The following is a 16,611-nucleotide window of genomic DNA, read 5'->3' as shown; positions in this document are numbered from 1 at the left end:
TTGTCCATCACGCGCTCGTAGACAAAGAAGTCATCGTGCGTATCCCAGAGACGATAGTCCCCGTCAATGAACAAATCCGTCTTCTTCAGATCCAATACTTTCCGGTAAAAATGCAGGATACTCTCGGAGTCGGTTTCTTCCGCCGCTACGTTATAGGCCGCTTCGACGTTGACACCACTCCATGGGGCAACCGTCGAAAAACCGGCAAAAGCTGACTGGTCCCATTGCATCGCACCCCGGCTAGCGTCCTTGGAACTTTCCCGCAGATTGTAGAGAACCGATTCTTCGCTGTATCCCAAAGCAAGCGCATTCTTATAAAACGTTTGCGCTTCCGGGGAATGGAAATCGTTGATGTCATCGAGGAAAAGATTCTTCATCCCAATTTCTTCCCCGTTCAGGATGAAGGGGATGCCCTTCTGGAGGTACATCAATGCTGCCAACATTTTCGCGCTGTTATCGCGGTAGGCAGTGTCGTCCCCGATCCGGGAAACGACCCGGGCCATATCATGATTATTCCAATAAAGCGTCGGACCGCCGACATCCGCCATGACTTTCTGCCACTCCTGCAGATTTTTCTTGAAAGCGCCGTAGAGGAGTTTCGTCTTCTGCATATTTGGGGAAAGGCGCGGGTCTTTCGCTTTATCATCCATCGTGAAGTAACGGAAAGTGATGACCGTATCGCAGCCGCCGACAACCGGATCCGTATAGGAACGCGCCAGCTCGACGGTGGCCGAGGCTGCCTCCCCGACGATGAAGGTGTCCGGATAACGTTCCCGCAAAGTCGAGGTGAAGAATTTCATGTACTCGTTGATTTTTGGCAGATTGGCGTAATAGTTCTCGGCCAGACCGATTTCCCCTTCATCCAGACCTTCCACATCCGGGAAACCCTCTTCCTTTTGCAGATGGATGAAAGCATCCAAACGGAATCCGTCGACTCCCTTGTCGAGCCAGAAAAAGGCGATGTCGACCATCGCGCGCCGCACTTCCGGATTGGCCCAATTCAGATCGGGCATTTCCTTCGCAAACAGATGGAAATAATATTGGTCACCTGCTTGTTCCTTTTCCCAGACGGTGCCGGTGAAAAACGATTCCCAGTTGTTCGGCAAATCTTTCCCGCCGTTTTTCCCGTCCGCCCAGATGTAATAATCGCGGTACGGATTGCCTTTCCCCTTCAATGCTTCCTGGAACCAAGGATGTTGGTCCGAAGTATGGTTCATCACAAAATCGAAGATGACTTTGATGCCGCGTTTGTGCGCCTCCAGGATCAGCTCTTCAATTTCAGACATCGTCCCAAAAATCGGATCGATCTCCAGGAAATCGGAAATGTCATACCCATTATCGACTTTCGGCGATTTGAAGATTGGATTCAGCCAAATCATGTTGACGCCCAAATTTTGAATATAGCCCAACCGGTTGATGACGCCGCGGATGTCCCCGACACCGTCCCCGTTGGAATCCTGGAAACTCATCGGATACACTTGATACACAATCAATTCATGCCACCACTCACGCACATTACCCATATCAAAAACCTCACTTTTATGATGTGAAAAGCGGAACGGGTTCGCTCAGCCCTGAAAGAAATTTAGGAAATCGTGCCTTGCAACGTTCCCTTTGGTCACCTTGTACTGGGACTCTAAGGGATGAATCCCTAAAAGTCCCATGCAACTGAGTATCGAAGAGCGCAATATGCTGAGAGACTTCCTGCGTCAGGCAGGTTAGTCGAACAGTATCCTTGGCTCGCAGAGACAAGGGGTTCCTTTATAATTTCCGAAGGGCTAACCCGTGAAGCTAGCCATCATTATTGGTTATACGAATACCTACCTTAAGCTTACCCAAAGAACCGATCAAATACAAATTTCAGGATGCGTAAGATACACTGTGGCTGCAAGCGCCCAAGTAGTCTTATGGCATGGTGCGACATCATTTTCTGTACGATTTTCCCTTTTTCTTGTTATAATGATAAAATTAAGGAAAGCAAACTAACTTACTCAACATCCAAAAGGAGTCCTCACTTATGAAAAAAACAATCGGATTCATCGGCAGCGGAAATATGGGCGGAGCCATCATCGGCGGACTTGTCGGTTCTGCACTTGTCGCACCTAACCAAGTCATCGCATCCAGCCAAAACAATGAAAGCCTGCAAGCACTGAAGGAGCAACACGGCATCCGCATCGCGGCCGACAACAGACAGGTGGCAGCCGAATCGGATATCCTCTTTTTGGCCGTCAAACCGAATATCTACAATGTCGTCATCGACGAAATCAAAACGGCCATCAAAGAGAATGTCGTCATCGTTACGATTGCAGCCGGAAAAAGCTTAAGCGACATCGAAGAACGCTTCGGCCGCAAGTTGAAAGTAGTCCGCGCTATGCCGAACACACCTGCATTGGTCGGCGAAGGCATGACCGGCATCTGCGCAAATGAAGTGGTGAACGTCGCTGAGCTTACGGATGTCAAAAATATCTTCGACAGCTTCGGTCGCAGCGAAATGGTTTCGGAATACATGATGGACGCAGTGACAGGCGTCAGCGGTTCTTCCCCTGCCTTGGTCTTCATGTTCATCGAATCTTTGGCAGACGGGGCCGTCCGCGGCGGCATGCCCCGCCAACAAGCCTATAAATTTGCGGCTCAAGCAGTCCTTGGTTCCGCAAAAATGGTGCTGGAAACCGGCAAACATCCTGGCGAACTGAAGGACATGGTCTGCTCTCCGGGCGGAACTACGATCGAAGCCGTTGCGGAATTGGAAAAAAATGGATTCCGCTCAGCGGTCATTTCGGCAGTCCAGACAACCATCGACAAATCCATCGCCATGAGCAAACCGAAAGAGAACTGAATCTATCCAAAACGAACCCCCTGAGCCGTTCACTCGCTCAGGGGGTTCGTTTCTTATGCAAAAAAGCTCTCCCCCAAAAATCTGAGGAAGAGCTCATAACTATCTGCTTATTAATGATGGTGGTGATGATGTCCCGCAGCTTCGGCTCCATCATCGACGTCTTCTTTTTGGACCCCTTTTTCCTGGCATTCAGGACAGATGCCGTAGACTTCCATGCGGTGATGGCTGACTTGGAAACCGGTCAAATTCTCGGCAACCATCTCCACATCATCCAATACCGGATAATAAAGATCGACGATTTTTCCGCAGCTTTCACAGATGGCATGATAATGTTGCGTGTTGCTGAAGTCAAATCGGCTTGAAGCATCTCCATAAGCCAACTCCTTCACAAAGCCAATTTTTACAAAAAGTCTCAAATTGTTGTAAACAGTGGCTGCGCTCATGTTAGGAAAACGATCGGCCAACGCTTTGTAGATATCATCCGCTGTCGGATGCATTTTGGACTCGACCAAATATTCCAAAATCGCGTAACGTTGCGGTGTAATTCGGATATTTGCGTTTTTCATTTTTTCGATTGAATCATTTACGATTGTATGGTGCATGGTGTATCCCCCCTCTTCTGGAATCACTTGTATATGATAGTCATTATAATTTACATTTAGCTGAGTTCATCATATATCGATTTGCCGAAAATAGCAATACATAAGCCCATAACATTCATAAATAATGCTTACTTTTTATTACCAGGACGCCGATGGAAGCGAACCCACCGCAAAACTTGTCCGACAACAATCCTGTCAATCTTTACATGGACACGGGATTAGTATATTCTTAACATGGATTACTCTTTTTAACATCATTTATCACATGGAGCTGAACTTATATGAAACTTGGCGCCCGCACCTTTAAAACGGGTCTCGCCGTCGCATTATCAATGATCGTCGCCCAATACTTCGGATTCGAAGGCGGAGGCGTCATCGCAGGCATCGCTGCCATCTATTCCACCCAGCCTTCCCTCGGCCGTTCCTACGCCAACCTGAAGAGCCGGATAATGGCCAACACGATTGGCGGTTTGGTCGCCGTTTTCGTCGTCATGACCTTGGGATACAACATCTATCTCCTCGGCATTTCGGTCATGCTGCTGATCGCCATCCTGAATGCTCTCAAGCTCGAAGACGTGATCGGGCTGTCGATCGTGACATTGATCGTCATCATGGTCGGCACGGATGACAATTTGATGTTGAGTGCAACCTACCGCGTATTGGAAACGTTCGTCGGCGTCATCATCGCCTTTTTGGTCAATACATTCGTCGCCCCTCCGCGGTACGATGAACGCTTGTACCACACGGTGGACTATGCCACTACCGAGTTTCTGATTTGGATCCGCGCCGGTTTGCGCAAGAACACCGAATATTCCATCATGAACAACGATCTGAAATGGGCGCGCACGCAGCTCAAAAAAATGGACAACCTTTATCAATACTTGACCGAAAGCGGTCTGTTCAACAAACAAAACAAATATCAGAACAAAAAGATGCTCGTCGTTTACCGCAAAATGATCCAAACGACTCGCTCCGCCTTCCACGTCCTGGAAGTCCTGCACGATTACGAAAATGTTTTCTATCAATTCCCTGTTGAAATGCGCATCATGATCCGCGAACGCCTGGAAACCTTGATGAGCGGCCACGAACAGATCATGCTGAAATTCAGCGGACGCGTTCGGGCCAATCAAGTCAATTTCTTTGAAGCCGATAAGGCCCAACGCCATGAAATGATGGACGTCTTTTTCCAGCGCGCCCAGGAAGAAAGTGATTACGGCAAGTACAGCAGTTCCGAAAGCTACGGCATCATCCATCTGATGAGTGCCATCCTGGCTTACGAAGACGATCTGGTCCACTTCAACAAATTGGTCCGCAGCTACAAAGCGACCCCAGGCAATAAATCCAAGAACATTAACAATATCGAAGACATCATCCACTGAACTACCGTTCTGGCTGTTTTGGTGGCAGAAAAAAGAGGCATGCGATCAACCAAGAGAAATTTCTGGTTGATTGCGTGCCTCTTTTATATATTCCGGAAACATTTTTCTTAGCTTTGGAAAGCCCATTTCTCGATGGCGTGGGCCACGCCGTCTTCTTCGTTGGATAAGGTGATCTCGTTCGCGATGCTTTTAAGATTGTCGGTTCCGTTCGACATCACGACACCCAGACCGGCAACTTGGATCATTTCATAATCGTTCTCGCCGTCACCCAGCGCCATCACTTCCTCCATCGCGATCCCGAGATGATCCGCCAATTTAGTCAACGCGGTGCCTTTATTCGAGCTTTTCTCCATCACTTCCATAAGGAACTCCTGGCTGCGGACGATATAGAAGTCATCACGCATCTTGTTGGGGATAGCCGAATCAATGACATCCACCTCGTTCGGTTCGCCGATGTAAAGGATCTTCATCAAACCCATCTCTTCGCTTACTGCTGTGGGATCCAATACGCTGATGTCCATGTTGACGAGAGTGGCATCCTTTTGCATCGATTCCGTCACTTCATCTTCCAAACTGTAATAATGGTGCTCGCCAACCAACAGTGTCCCAACAGAAAAACCTTTTCCGAACTCGTAAATTTCCTGCACCTCGGCGAGCGTCAACGTTTTTTTGTATACCGTTTCGTCCGTGTCTGCACGCAGAATGTAGGCACCATTCTGGGCGATGATGTAGTCCTCGTGTTCCCCGAATCCCAATTCATCGGCATACGGCTTGATGCCCGCAGGCGGACGGCCGGTGCAAAGCACGATTTTGATGCCACGGCGCATTGCCTCTTGGATCGTCTCTTTTACCTTATGCGTCATCACTTTCTGTTCATTGACCAACGTGCCATCGATATCGATCGCTATCATTTTTATCATTTGTATATCCCACCTCATCATTATCGTGCAATATCCTACTCAGTTCATTGTACCAAAGATTGCTCTAGGATGTGATAATCTTGTATGATACGGAATGAAAAATGTTGCAAAATATAGCAATCAGGGTGTCGCATGTTGTCTAACTCCGACGGCGCAGGCCTTGGCCGGAGCTCACTGCGGATTCGATAGCTCTACTCCGGGCAACACCCGTTGGCAGGAGTAGGGCACGGTTTCGATTGCTCTCCTCCTGCCAATCCTTCCTTCACCGGAGTTCAGCTCCTGATTGTGCATTCGCACTAAAAAAACGGTCGTCTCAAATGAGACGACCGCCCGGACTACCATCATTTATTCTTCACAAGCACTGTAACGGAAAGGTATTCCACCCGAATGCGGGATAATCCTTCGATTATTCTCGGTTCATCCACGTTCGTTTTTCCGTCCTCGATCAACACCCGATAATCCCCTGTTTCGACATCAAAATCGATCGCATTCGTCTGGCCATTGAAGATGACGTAGTATAATTTTTCCGTATCTTCGAGTTGGTAGACAACAATCTGGTAATCAGCTTTTAGGATATTCATATGCCCCTTGACATCATCGATGGTCCGCAAGCGGAATAACGGCTCCCGTTTGCGCAATGCAATCAAGCCTTTCATGTAATCCACAGCCTTTTTCATCTCGAAACGGCGGTGCCAATCCATGCGGTTAATCGAATCCGGCGCATTGTAGCTGTTCTCCAGCCCGTTCTTTGTGCGCATGAACTCTTGCCCTGCATGAATGAACGGGATGCCTTGGCTCAGCAGAACGAAGCTGCTTGCCAAAAGATGGCGCCGCATACGGGAATCTTCCTCATCCCATGGCATTGAAATCTTCAATTTGTCATAAAGCGTCAGATTGTCGTGAGCCTCCACATATTGCACCATCTGGGCGGGAGTCTTGTAGTTGCCTCGGCTAGCGGGGTAATACGCTCCGCCTTGCAGATTTGTGGCGACCCAGCCTTCCATGAACGGTTTGCCGGTGACAAAGCCGGTATCGTTCCCACTGTTGAAGTCGGAACCTTTGATTGCTTCACGCAACGCATCATTGAAATGAGCCACACCGGGCATGCGGTCCGCATTCTGTTGGACAGCTTTTTCGGAAGGCGGCAGATTGGTGTTCAGATTCCAACCTTCACCGAGCATGATGATGGAAGGATCGATTGCATCCAAAGCGACACGGATTTCATTCATCGTTTCGACATCATGGATACCCATCAGATCGAAACGGAACCCATCCATATGGAAGTTCTTCGCCCAATACAGGATGCTGTCGATAATGTATTTGCGCATCATATAACGCTCCGAAGCAGTGTCGTTACCGACACCCGTCCCATTGGAGAGCGTTCCATCAGCATTTTTACGGAAATAGTACCCTGGCACTGTTTTTTCCAAAGCATGCAGTTTCGGTAGATAGACATGATTGTAAACGACATCCATGATGACACGGATCCCCGCATCGTGCAAACCCTGGATCATTTCCTTCATTTCCAGGATCCGAACTTCCGGTTGATAGGGATTGGTCGCATAGGATCCTTCCGGAACATTGAAGTTCTGCGGATCATAGCCCCAGTTATATTGTTCCAACGGTTTCAACTCATTGACTGTGGAAAAATCGGCCATCGGCAAAAACTGGACATGCGTTACGCCCAGCTCTTTCAGGTAATCCAGCCCGGTCTTGTCGCCATCCGCAGATAAGGTACCTTGCTCGACTACACCTAAAAATTTGCCTTTGTTTGCAATCCCGCTTGTTGGGGAAATCGTGAAGTCACGAATATGTAATTCATAAATAATGGCGTCGACTGGTGAAGCGATCGGCTCCAATCGGGCTCCCCATCTTTTAGGATTCGTTTTCAAGACATCCAAAATGACAGAGCGTTCTCCGTTTGCGGTGGTCGCATAGCTATAGGGATCAACTGTCTCAACAACTTTGCCATCCGGAAAAGTAATGGCGTATTTGTAGGCAGTGCCCGCATAGTCCCCAATCATAATGAGTTCGTGAGTCCCTCTTCCACCGTTCCCCATCGTGTGTCTTTTCTTCTCTTGGCGATACTGACTTTCATAAACGATCACTTCTACGCTGAGCGCAGTCGGAGCCCATAGCCGCAGAATAGTTCGCTGCGGTGTATAGAGTGCTCCCAATTCTCCATCAAATGAATACTTTTTATCAAAAACAGGCGACTGTACAAATTGCTCTAGTCGATCATCTAAATTATCTAAGTTATATTGATAATAAATAGTCGATAGAACGTCAGTCCGTTTCCGTTCATCAACTTGTATTTGCATGACATTACCTCCGAAAAATCTCTCTTCTGATGAAATTGCGTTTATGCGGATGGCTATCGTGCGGCGGTTTCCAAATTTGTCTGCATATTTGTGAAACACATGGCTTTGGACCTACACAGAACCCCTTTTGTAAAAACGCTTACATCTTTTGGTTACGCCATTATTATACATCAGAAACTCTATAATATCAATCTTCCAAAGACTATCTTAAGAAATAAGGACAATACTGTTTTTGTGTTATCCACGCTACGTAAGTTTGTGAAATTCGGATTAAAAAATTGACTTATCTGCCGTTTCGTGAGCAGAAATACGGAAAATCCTCAGAAAAAGCCTACATTTACCGGACAATCCGATAAATGTAGGCTTTTTATTTTGTGATTTGCATGTGCGAGTTTGATGTGAACCGACCAAGGTCATGTCAGTTTGGCGCTACTCGGTTGTATATTCTCCGACAGCTGTTCCCTGATCGCTTGTGATATCTACACTCGGCACTGTCGGTGTGACTGTTGTATCAGTAACCGGCGCCACATATTCATAAGTCGGTGCAACGTATGTCGACTCTTCATAAACAGGCTCTTCGTACACTGTCTCTTCACTGACAGTTTCCTCGATTACAGTGGCAGGCACTTCCGGCACGACTAATGTTGGGGCGATGGGTGTGTGGGCAGGTTTCTCGCCTTCCACGTACAAGCCGGCCGTCGTATCGATCATTTTTGTCCGCAGGCTGTTCGCAAACATTTCACCGTACAGTTTTTGTCCGGCTTCATTCAATTCCAGACCGGCTGCATCCATAAAGTTGGTCAATGTTTCACTGCGGTTCGTCAACTCAGCAAGGAAATCCGCATGCAGGTCATACAACGGAACAGTGAAAGCTGCATTTTCTTCCACCAGATTATTGGTATAGTTCCGATAATCCAAGGCACGGGAATTCCAATCAGCCAATTTGGCTTCTGCAGGAGGCGGCGTCACCAGCACGATCAGCGCATCAGGCAAGGCAGCTCTGATTTCATCATAAATCGCGTAGATATTTTCCGTCGAATCAACCAAACTGAAGTCAACCACCTGATCGGTCTTCGTTGAGATGGTGTAAAAAATCACATCCGGACTGCTTGCGACCATTTCCTGAACATACTGGCTGCTCAGATAAACCGAACTGCTGTCGGAAGGATGGCTGAAGAACGATGTTGTCAGATTTTCGAGCGGAAAATCGGCCTGGATGCCGGCGATGGCAGACTTGGCCCAAGCCGCATCAGCTGCGACATCCCCGAAGAAGGCGACATTTACTTCCTTCGTATGATGATGAACATACTGCAGATAATCGACAACCGATGCATTGCTTCGGTTCTCAGCAAAAGCTGCCAAGAACTGCGCATAAGCTTCGGATGTATCATTCTCTGCGACTGTCGACGCTTGCGAGGAAGCAAGTGCGGAAACTGTTTCCGTCTGTTTTTCCCCTTCGTTCAATAAGGCCTCTTTTTTACCGGCCGCGTATTTATATCCAAAAAGAACAATGGCAATCGTAAGGATACCCATGATGGAAACAAGCAGTATTTCCCTTTTTTTCATTCTGACTCCTCCAATATTTTAATGATATTTCAAATATTGACTCTATAATACAGATATATTTATCATAATATAACGTTTGTGTTAATGCACGGTATTTTTTTCGTACGAGCGGATATTTTCGATAAAAAACCAGCCGATCAATGAGCTCGACTGGTTTTTTATAATTTGGATTCATCACGAGTTTTGCTGATTATGCGACAGCTGACAATACCGCTCATACCATAAGTCGACGTATTCTTTGGAGAATGGACCCTTTTCTTCGTTGATCCAGCTCACCAAAATCTTCACGTTCTCTTTCAGGATATGATCGATCTCTTTTGGGTAATTCATGCGATTGCGATGCAATTCATACTCATCTACATCAAGCAAACGTTTTTCACCATCAGGAAAAACTTTAATGTCCAGGTCATAATCGATGTACTTCAGTGCTTCCTGGTCGATCACATAAGGCGATGCCAGATTGCAATAGTAGGAGACACCCTTTTGGCGGATCATGGTGACGATGTTGAACCAATAATGTTTATGGTAATACAACAATGCAGGCTCTCTGGTGACCCAGCGACGCCCATCTGCTTCCGTTACTAAGGTGTGATCATTACAGCCGATTATGGATTGGTCACTAGTTTTTAATACCATGGTGTCACGCCACGTTCGATGCAGGCTGCCGTCATGCTTATAACTCTTTATGGTGATGAATTCTCCCTCCCGAGGATTATGCATCACGGTGCCCAACTTTCTTCAACTATTTGAGTCCTCGCCGGAAATCATTTCGGCGGAACTCTCAACTTTCAGTTCATTGAACAGTATATCATAGAATGGAAATGGATTGCGAAATTTTAGCCATTATAGACCAAATTCTTTTCGGGTCTGTTGTTGGAATTGTTGCCACATTTTTTGCTGCGGCACCGGGAAGGCATAATCGGCAAAATCATTTTCGCTGACCCAACGGCATTGTTCGGGTAACAGGCTTTCAGTGTCCGCCAACACGCGTCCGTAATAACCGGTGATGTGCCATTTGATGTGACTGAAGACATGATTGACCGATCCGGTTTCCGCCTTCAGCCAGACGGGCTTCAAGCCGTACTTTTCGGCTACAGCCGCTGAAAGCTGGGCTTCGATCTGGTGGAAGGACGGCAACTTTTTGTCGGCCTTCTTTGCTTCTTCCGTCAGCTTCGGGAAATCCTCCGCGACCAACAATTCCGTCTGAATGCTGGCAGATTCAATGGCCGCATCCACTGATCCGGGAATTGCATCGAGATCGAGCTGGATCAACGGGAATGTCCAGAAATCCGCCAGCAGGCCGCTGCTCGGGCGCTTCTCCAAAAGGAACTGCTTCTCACTGTTCTGCAGGATGACGCCCTGCAGGTTCATCGGCACCGGCCTTTTCGCTTTGCTCTTGACCGGATAAAGGTGCATCGTTCCGTTTTGGTAGGCTGCATTGAAGGCCTTGATCGGGCTGATCTCAGGCTGCGGATTCAGCGGCGAACAGATGCTCGAGCCCAGATCCATCAAGGCTTGGTTGAAGTCGCCCGGCCGCTCCGGATCGATCAGTTCGCGCACGATTGCTTCGAAAATTTTCCGGCTGGCTGGTTTGGCAATGTCGGCATCGATTTCGAACAACCGGCTCATGACCCGCATGACGTTGCCGTCGACTGCCGGCTCGGGGATCTGGAAGGCGATGCTGGAAACGGCTCCTGCCGTATACGGACCGATTCCCTTCAGCTTCGCGATTTCCTGCGGATCTTCCGGGAAAACACCGCCGTATTCGGCGACAATCTGTTGCGCTGCTTTCTGCATGTTCTTGACGCGGGAATAATAACCGAGCCCTTCCCAAGCTTTCAGGATGGCATCTTCAGGCGCAGCCGCCAACGCTGCGATGTCCGGGAATTTATCCAGGAAATTGTGGTAATAAGGGATCACCGTATCCACCCGCGTCTGTTGCAGCATGATTTCCGACACCCAGATGCTGTAGGGATCGCTCGTCCGGCGCCAAGGCAAGTCGCGTTTCTCTTTTTCGTACCAATCCAACAAGGCTTTGCGGAAAGCCTGTATTTTCTCGGCCGGCCACATTTCGATGCCGGCTGCTTTGAATATTTTTTCGTGCTCCGAATTTGTCATTATTCTATTTCCTGTTCCTTTTCTTCGATATAGGCGGAGATCAGCTCACCCGGGTAGCCTTTTTGGTAAAGGCCCGATCTCACTTTTTGCTGCAGCTCACGGCCTTTCGCTTTGCGCTCATAACGGCGCCAAAGCTTGTCCCCCTGCATGCGCAGTGCGGCCATTTCATCCTCTTCCTCTTTTTCCGTTTCGATCTCCCCCATGACTTCCAGGACGATGTCGGAAGGATAGCCTTTTTGATGCAGATGCAACCGAATTTTTGAAGCCGCTTCATGCGAAGAGACCCGGCTTTGTTTGCGGAGCTGCTTCTCGGCGATCGTTTGGGCATTTTCCAGCTGCAGTTCATGCGGATATTGTTTGAGGGAAAAGGCGATATCTTCCTCCGACAAACCTTTCCCTTTCAGTTCATTGGCGATTAGCTGCGGGCCCTTCAGATTCAAGTTCGCCGCCGTGCGCGTATAGCTTTCGCCGTAGATGCGGTCATTGACGTAATTCTGATCCACCAGCCGCGTCAGCGCACGTTCGATAGCGTCCGGGCTGATCTCCTCCTCATGCAGCTTTTTGCGGACCTCTTTTTCGCTGCGCAGACTGTAGGACAGATAATTGACTGCCGTCGTGTAAGCCATGTAGTCGTAATTTTCCTTCTCAATCTCGGCGCTGCGCTCTTTTGTGAGCGTCATCCCTTTATGCAAGCCGACCTTGATGAGCACGGCTTCCGATATCGGAAAGGAGTACTCCCCGTCGATGAAGACATTGAAGCGGTCCTTCCGTTTTTTCTGGACGGTTATTTTTGTTACGACAGGCAATTTTTCAGCCTGTTCTTCGGTATGATCCATTTTCTACATCCTTTCGGCGAATCTCACTTGCTATTATACATGCAAAACACAAAAGGAACAAAACGTATGTTCGAAATCCCCGCTGCGCGCTAAAAAGATGAATAACTATCTTTAATTCATCTTTCCGGATCCCATCGCCCGCAAAAAAACACCAAAGGCTGCCTCATTTTCGAGGCAGCCCTTGGTGTTTTCATCAATTATAGAGCCGGTTTTGGTTTGTCCGTTTCTTCATAATCAGGCTCGATGTCTTCCGCATCCTCGCCGGCTTCGGCAACAACTGTGTCGCCTCCGAACGGGTCCTTGGAGAACTGTTCCTTCTCTTCGTCCAGTTCCAGCAAAGAATCATCTTTGTCGAACTGCATTTCAGGCAAATGGTGACTGTCTTCCGCCATTGCAGGATCCGCTACCGATTCCGCTTTGATCGGTTGGCCGGTGATATTGTCGGTCATATCAGCAGGCTGAGTCGGCGACTCAGCTGCAACTTCGATGGCTTCCAGTTTTTTCGCGGCCTCGATGGAATGGGCCGGCACATCGCCGACTTCATCGCTGTCGGCAGATGTCCAATCCGGTTTCGTGGCAGTGGCAGCAGTGACAGCTGCCACAGGAACGACTTTTTCGTCAGGCAGAATGCCATCGCGCACGAGAAACTCGGCATGCTCGTCGTTGATCGGAGCGGCATCATCGATCAGCAGCAACAATTCCCCATCATCCAATGCATCCTCAAAGCGCTCATACGTATCTTCATCTATGCCATAGCGTTCGAAAATAGCTTCTTCCTCTTCCTCGTCCAAATCAACCGTAAAGAATTTCACGATTTTGTCCCACAAGGAGTCTTCCTCGCGGTCCTCACCGGTTATGATGACCTGCACCGCAGTCTCTTCCGTGATGTAATTGCTCTTGCCGTTGCGGGTGATGACCAGCAGTTGCTCCGGCGCATAGCCTTCATGCTTGATCAGATGCGTGATTTCATCGATCACCATTTCCTGATTAGCAAAGGTGCCTTCGATTCTCTTGTCCATAACGATTCCTCCCATTACTGAAGATTTGTTCTTTGCATTCATTGTAAAATACTTCCACCTGAATCACAAATGATAGCCTTTTTCATAATTGTGCGTTTCCTCAATCCGTGATGGTGGCTAGCGGGGCGCATTCCTAAGATGAGGCAGATCGTCGTAAAGATTCTCCCGCAGCAGGTGCAACGCCTCGTCAGTCACTGGATTGTCACGCAACGAAGGATGCTTCAAAGCCGTCTCTGCAAAGGAAAATTGGAAAATCCGGATGTAATCCTCCATCGAAATCAGCGAAATGCGATCGGTGGGCGCATGAAAAGCATTCCCCAACAGATTATTCTCGCGCTCCTCCTTCCTTCCGTCGACATAATCGAAATTCTTTAAAACATTGCGCAAAAGATGCTCTTGGCGATGGACAGTCTGACCGGCTTGTTTGACCTTATCGGCAAAAAATTGCGGGCGCACCGGCAGCTGGAAAACATGCTGATTTTCACAATGGATTTCCACACCTTTTTCCCCTTTCAAAGCCCGATAATGCTGCACCTTCGAAAGGTTGACCCACGAACTCTGCCTGCGGGTCGGTCCGCTCAACGGCAAAAAACTGTACCTCCCAAAAATATAGGGTACGCAATGGCCCTCTTTTCCGTTGACTCGCGTCGAGATCCCCCGAATGAAATCATAACTGAACCCGATCAATTCAAAAAACGAACGCATCACATTGTTGCTGTTTTCGCGCGTCTTGATGAGGCGGCCGTCCTTGAAGAAGATGAGTGTCTTGAAATCGGTCCGATGCAGCTGCGGGTCCAGACTGAGCAGGTACAGGAAGCTGTTGTCCAACACAAACCGGTCCAGATTCCAGGCCTTTTCCAGATAGGTCTGGATACTTTCCGGATCAAGCAGCACGAAGAACGGTTCAACCTCCTTCTTCTGGCTTTTATGCGCAAACGATGACTCCAGCGATGTGCGGAAATGCGACATGATTGCATCCAATGTTGCCGGATCGAGTATTTCCCCCAAATCATCTAATGTCGCCAAATCATCCACGCCTTGTTCGACAGTCTGTTTGCTCCTTTTGACAGCTTGCTGCTTCGATTGCCGAATCAGCACCCTCCGATGTTTTTTAGCATTTTTATTTTCCATAAAATCCCCCCAACTAGGAATGTTTAACAAAAATATATACTAATTCTCGCCAGAATGATATATGAACGCTTACATTTTCTCGATAATCGGCACAAATATGGCCGAAACTTCGAATCCCATCACTCTGGTCGCGTTTTTGCCCATATTTGCCGTTTTGACCCCGACGGCCCCAAACCGCTAATATGGGCATCAGCAAGCTTGCCGGGCCGTGATGAGCATGCACAGGGATCCCCCTGCATCACGCCATCCACTACATTACGGAGGCAAAGCCATGAATACGAAAAAAAGAAGCTGCACCGATGAAGCCGCCACACAATTGAACGAGCTGTACGCCGGCGTCATCCATCATTGTCTGAAAAAAATCAATCGGTATCCGGACCACAACGACTACGACGACTTCTACCAATTAGGGCTGATCACCCTTTTTGACACTTACGAAACATGCCTGAAGGACGCACTCGCAACCGAGAACAGCTTTCTGTTCGTCAGCTATGCCAAGCAAAAAATCCACTGGACTTTCCTTGACCAGATCCGCAAGGACCGGAAAAAAGAAAACCGCGAAGCCTACCTTTCCGAAGAGGAGCTGGAGGAAATCCCCAATGCAGTCTCATTTGAGTACCAACTGGAGCAGGAAGATCTGCTGCAACGCCTTTGCGCCTGTCTGACCGCTGAGGAAAACGCCTATCTGCGGGATGCGTTGGATGGACTGAACATCACCGAAATCGCCAGGAAACAAAAAATTTCACGCAAAACGCTCTACAAAAGAAGAAGGCAGATCCAATCCAAAGCCAGCGCTTTTCTGAAGGCCTGAAAGACAGGGTTACACATTGCCTATCCCCCTTCGTCGTTATAGGTGTAAGCAGTCATGACACTTACCAGAAAAGAAAACGGAGGAATGCCAAATGGTGAAACAATACGAAGAAGGAAACATCGAGCTTTATTTCAATGATTTTGCAAACGAGAAGGAAATCAAACAGTCATTCGCGAACCTGAAACCAGGCGTCACCGCTGAACAGGTCCAATCCTTCCAAACAGCCGTATCCGGTCTCGTCGATCTGCCTGCTGCCTACGCAGTCGTTGTCGAAAAGAACCGCTACTCCATCGCCTAAGCCAACCGAAAGCAGCTCAGTAACCACTACCCATCAGACATCTAGGAGGAAATGAACATGACGACAACAGTAACCTTGGAATTGAAATTTTTGACGGCCGACGGGAAAACCCGCAACTTGAGTGTCAAGAACCCGAAAAGCGGCTTGACTTCGGCTGAACTGCAACCGGCAATGGACGCCATCATCGGTCTGAACGCGTTCGAAGTGAAAGGCATCAACCCCTTCACCGCAGTCAACAGCGCCCGCTATGTGGAACGCACCATCACCGACCTGATCGCCGAAGCCGAATAAAATCAGAAAAGCAGTACAAGCTATTTGGACTGCGGGACAACTTAAGTATTCATCAACAACGCCCAAGGGTGTCTCATTCGGAGGCACCCTTTTTTGGCGCTTATCCGATCGAGCACAAAGTAACTGTAACGAGAAAAAAACTAGGAGGAACACTATGAACTACACAATCGAAAAACGGATCTTTTCCATCTACCAGAATCCACTCACTGCGGCCAACCTGATCATCGCCCACGAATCCGGAAACCCGAACAACGTCGGCAAAAACAGCCTCGAGAACGAAGTCAGCTACATGCAGCGAAATTGGCAAAACGCCTTCGTTTCCCATTGGGTCGGCGGAGGCGGGAAAATAATCCAGATCGCCAACACCGGCAAAGTCCAATGGGGTGTCGGCCCGAAAGCGAACGGCTATGCCTATGCCCAAGTCGAGTTGGCGCGGACGAACAGCCGCGCCATTTTTGATCAGGACTACAAAGCTTATGTCTG

16 protein-coding genes are annotated in these 16,611 nt (G+C 48.4%); 6 read left to right on the top strand and 10 right to left on the bottom strand.

Features of this window, described 5'->3' with window-relative positions; all coding sequences use genetic code 11:
- A partial coding sequence (locus tag WBV27_RS05715) for an alpha-glucosidase (protein ID WP_424200204.1) occupies window positions 1-1,523 on the bottom strand: 1,523 nt, incomplete at its 3' end.
- Window positions 1,524-2,017: 494 nt separating this feature from the next.
- Here WBV27_RS05715 and proC point away from each other — a divergent pair.
- Window positions 2,018-2,836, top strand: a complete 819-nt coding sequence (proC, locus tag WBV27_RS05710; RefSeq protein WP_424200202.1) for a pyrroline-5-carboxylate reductase — start codon at window positions 2,018-2,020, stop codon at window positions 2,834-2,836.
- A 110-nt stretch (window positions 2,837-2,946) separates the two neighbouring features.
- On the opposite strand, the gene perR is transcribed toward proC, so the two are convergent.
- Window positions 2,947-3,438: a peroxide-responsive transcriptional repressor PerR gene (perR, locus tag WBV27_RS05705; RefSeq protein ID WP_424200200.1), complete on the bottom strand. Its 492-nt coding sequence runs from the start codon at window positions 3,436-3,438 to the stop codon at window positions 2,947-2,949.
- Window positions 3,439-3,719: 281 nt separating this feature from the next.
- On the opposite strand from perR, the gene WBV27_RS05700 reads away from it, so the two are divergent.
- A complete protein-coding gene (locus WBV27_RS05700; protein ID WP_086629686.1) occupies window positions 3,720-4,817 on the top strand; it encodes an FUSC family protein in 1,098 nt (365 codons plus the stop codon).
- Window positions 4,818-4,924: 107 nt separating this feature from the next.
- On the opposite strand, the gene WBV27_RS05695 is transcribed toward WBV27_RS05700, so the two are convergent.
- From WBV27_RS05695 to WBV27_RS05660, 8 genes are all read right to left on the bottom strand, one after another.
- Entirely contained in the window at window positions 4,925-5,737 is an 813-nt protein-coding gene (locus tag WBV27_RS05695) for a Cof-type HAD-IIB family hydrolase (protein ID WP_424200198.1), read from the bottom strand.
- 341 nt (window positions 5,738-6,078) lie between these two features.
- Window positions 6,079-8,058: a type I pullulanase gene (gene pulA, locus WBV27_RS05690; RefSeq protein ID WP_424200196.1), complete on the bottom strand. Its 1,980-nt coding sequence runs from the start codon at window positions 8,056-8,058 to the stop codon at window positions 6,079-6,081.
- A 429-nt stretch (window positions 8,059-8,487) separates the two neighbouring features.
- Entirely contained in the window at window positions 8,488-9,624 is a 1,137-nt protein-coding gene (locus WBV27_RS05685; RefSeq protein ID WP_424200194.1) for an SGNH/GDSL hydrolase family protein, read from the bottom strand.
- Window positions 9,625-9,798: 174 nt separating this feature from the next.
- Window positions 9,799-10,344, bottom strand: a complete 546-nt coding sequence (gene ntdP, locus WBV27_RS05680; protein ID WP_068561041.1) for a nucleoside tri-diphosphate phosphatase — start codon at window positions 10,342-10,344, stop codon at window positions 9,799-9,801.
- A gap of 123 nt (window positions 10,345-10,467) precedes the next feature.
- The gene (mutY, locus tag WBV27_RS05675) at window positions 10,468-11,742 is read right to left on the bottom strand and encodes an A/G-specific adenine glycosylase (RefSeq protein WP_424200191.1); all 1,275 of its coding nucleotides are present in this window, start codon (window positions 11,740-11,742) and stop codon (window positions 10,468-10,470) included.
- Window positions 11,742-12,578: a recombination regulator RecX gene (gene recX, locus WBV27_RS05670; protein WP_424200189.1), complete on the bottom strand. Its 837-nt coding sequence runs from the start codon at window positions 12,576-12,578 to the stop codon at window positions 11,742-11,744. Before recX ends, mutY begins: the two co-directional genes overlap by 1 nt.
- Before the next feature lie 197 nt (window positions 12,579-12,775).
- Window positions 12,776-13,597 carry a general stress protein gene (locus tag WBV27_RS05665; protein WP_424200187.1) on the bottom strand — a complete coding sequence of 274 codons (822 nt, stop codon included), beginning with the start codon at window positions 13,595-13,597 and terminating at the stop codon, window positions 12,776-12,778.
- 117 nt (window positions 13,598-13,714) lie between these two features.
- Window positions 13,715-14,728, bottom strand: a complete 1,014-nt coding sequence (locus WBV27_RS05660) for a competence protein ComK (protein WP_424200185.1) — start codon at window positions 14,726-14,728, stop codon at window positions 13,715-13,717.
- Window positions 14,729-14,999: 271 nt separating this feature from the next.
- Between WBV27_RS05660 and WBV27_RS05655 the strand changes: the two genes are divergently transcribed.
- The 4 genes from WBV27_RS05655 to WBV27_RS05640 form a co-directional block, all read left to right on the top strand.
- Entirely contained in the window at window positions 15,000-15,539 is a 540-nt protein-coding gene (locus WBV27_RS05655; protein ID WP_424200183.1) for a sigma-70 family RNA polymerase sigma factor, read from the top strand.
- A 91-nt stretch (window positions 15,540-15,630) separates the two neighbouring features.
- Entirely contained in the window at window positions 15,631-15,837 is a 207-nt protein-coding gene (locus tag WBV27_RS05650) for a hypothetical protein (RefSeq protein ID WP_424200181.1), read from the top strand.
- 57 nt (window positions 15,838-15,894) lie between these two features.
- The gene (locus tag WBV27_RS05645) at window positions 15,895-16,128 is read left to right on the top strand and encodes a DUF2922 domain-containing protein (protein ID WP_068622645.1); all 234 of its coding nucleotides are present in this window, start codon (window positions 15,895-15,897) and stop codon (window positions 16,126-16,128) included.
- Window positions 16,129-16,345: 217 nt separating this feature from the next.
- A partial coding sequence (locus tag WBV27_RS05640) for a peptidoglycan recognition protein family protein (RefSeq protein ID WP_424200206.1) occupies window positions 16,346-16,611 on the top strand: 266 nt, incomplete at its 3' end.

Source organism: Trichococcus sp. (assembly GCF_049589555.1).
Taxonomy (GTDB): domain Bacteria; phylum Bacillota; class Bacilli; order Lactobacillales; family Aerococcaceae; genus Trichococcus.
The sequence above is the reverse complement of the archived record's forward strand: the minus strand, read 5'-3'. Positions and strand labels throughout refer to the sequence as shown.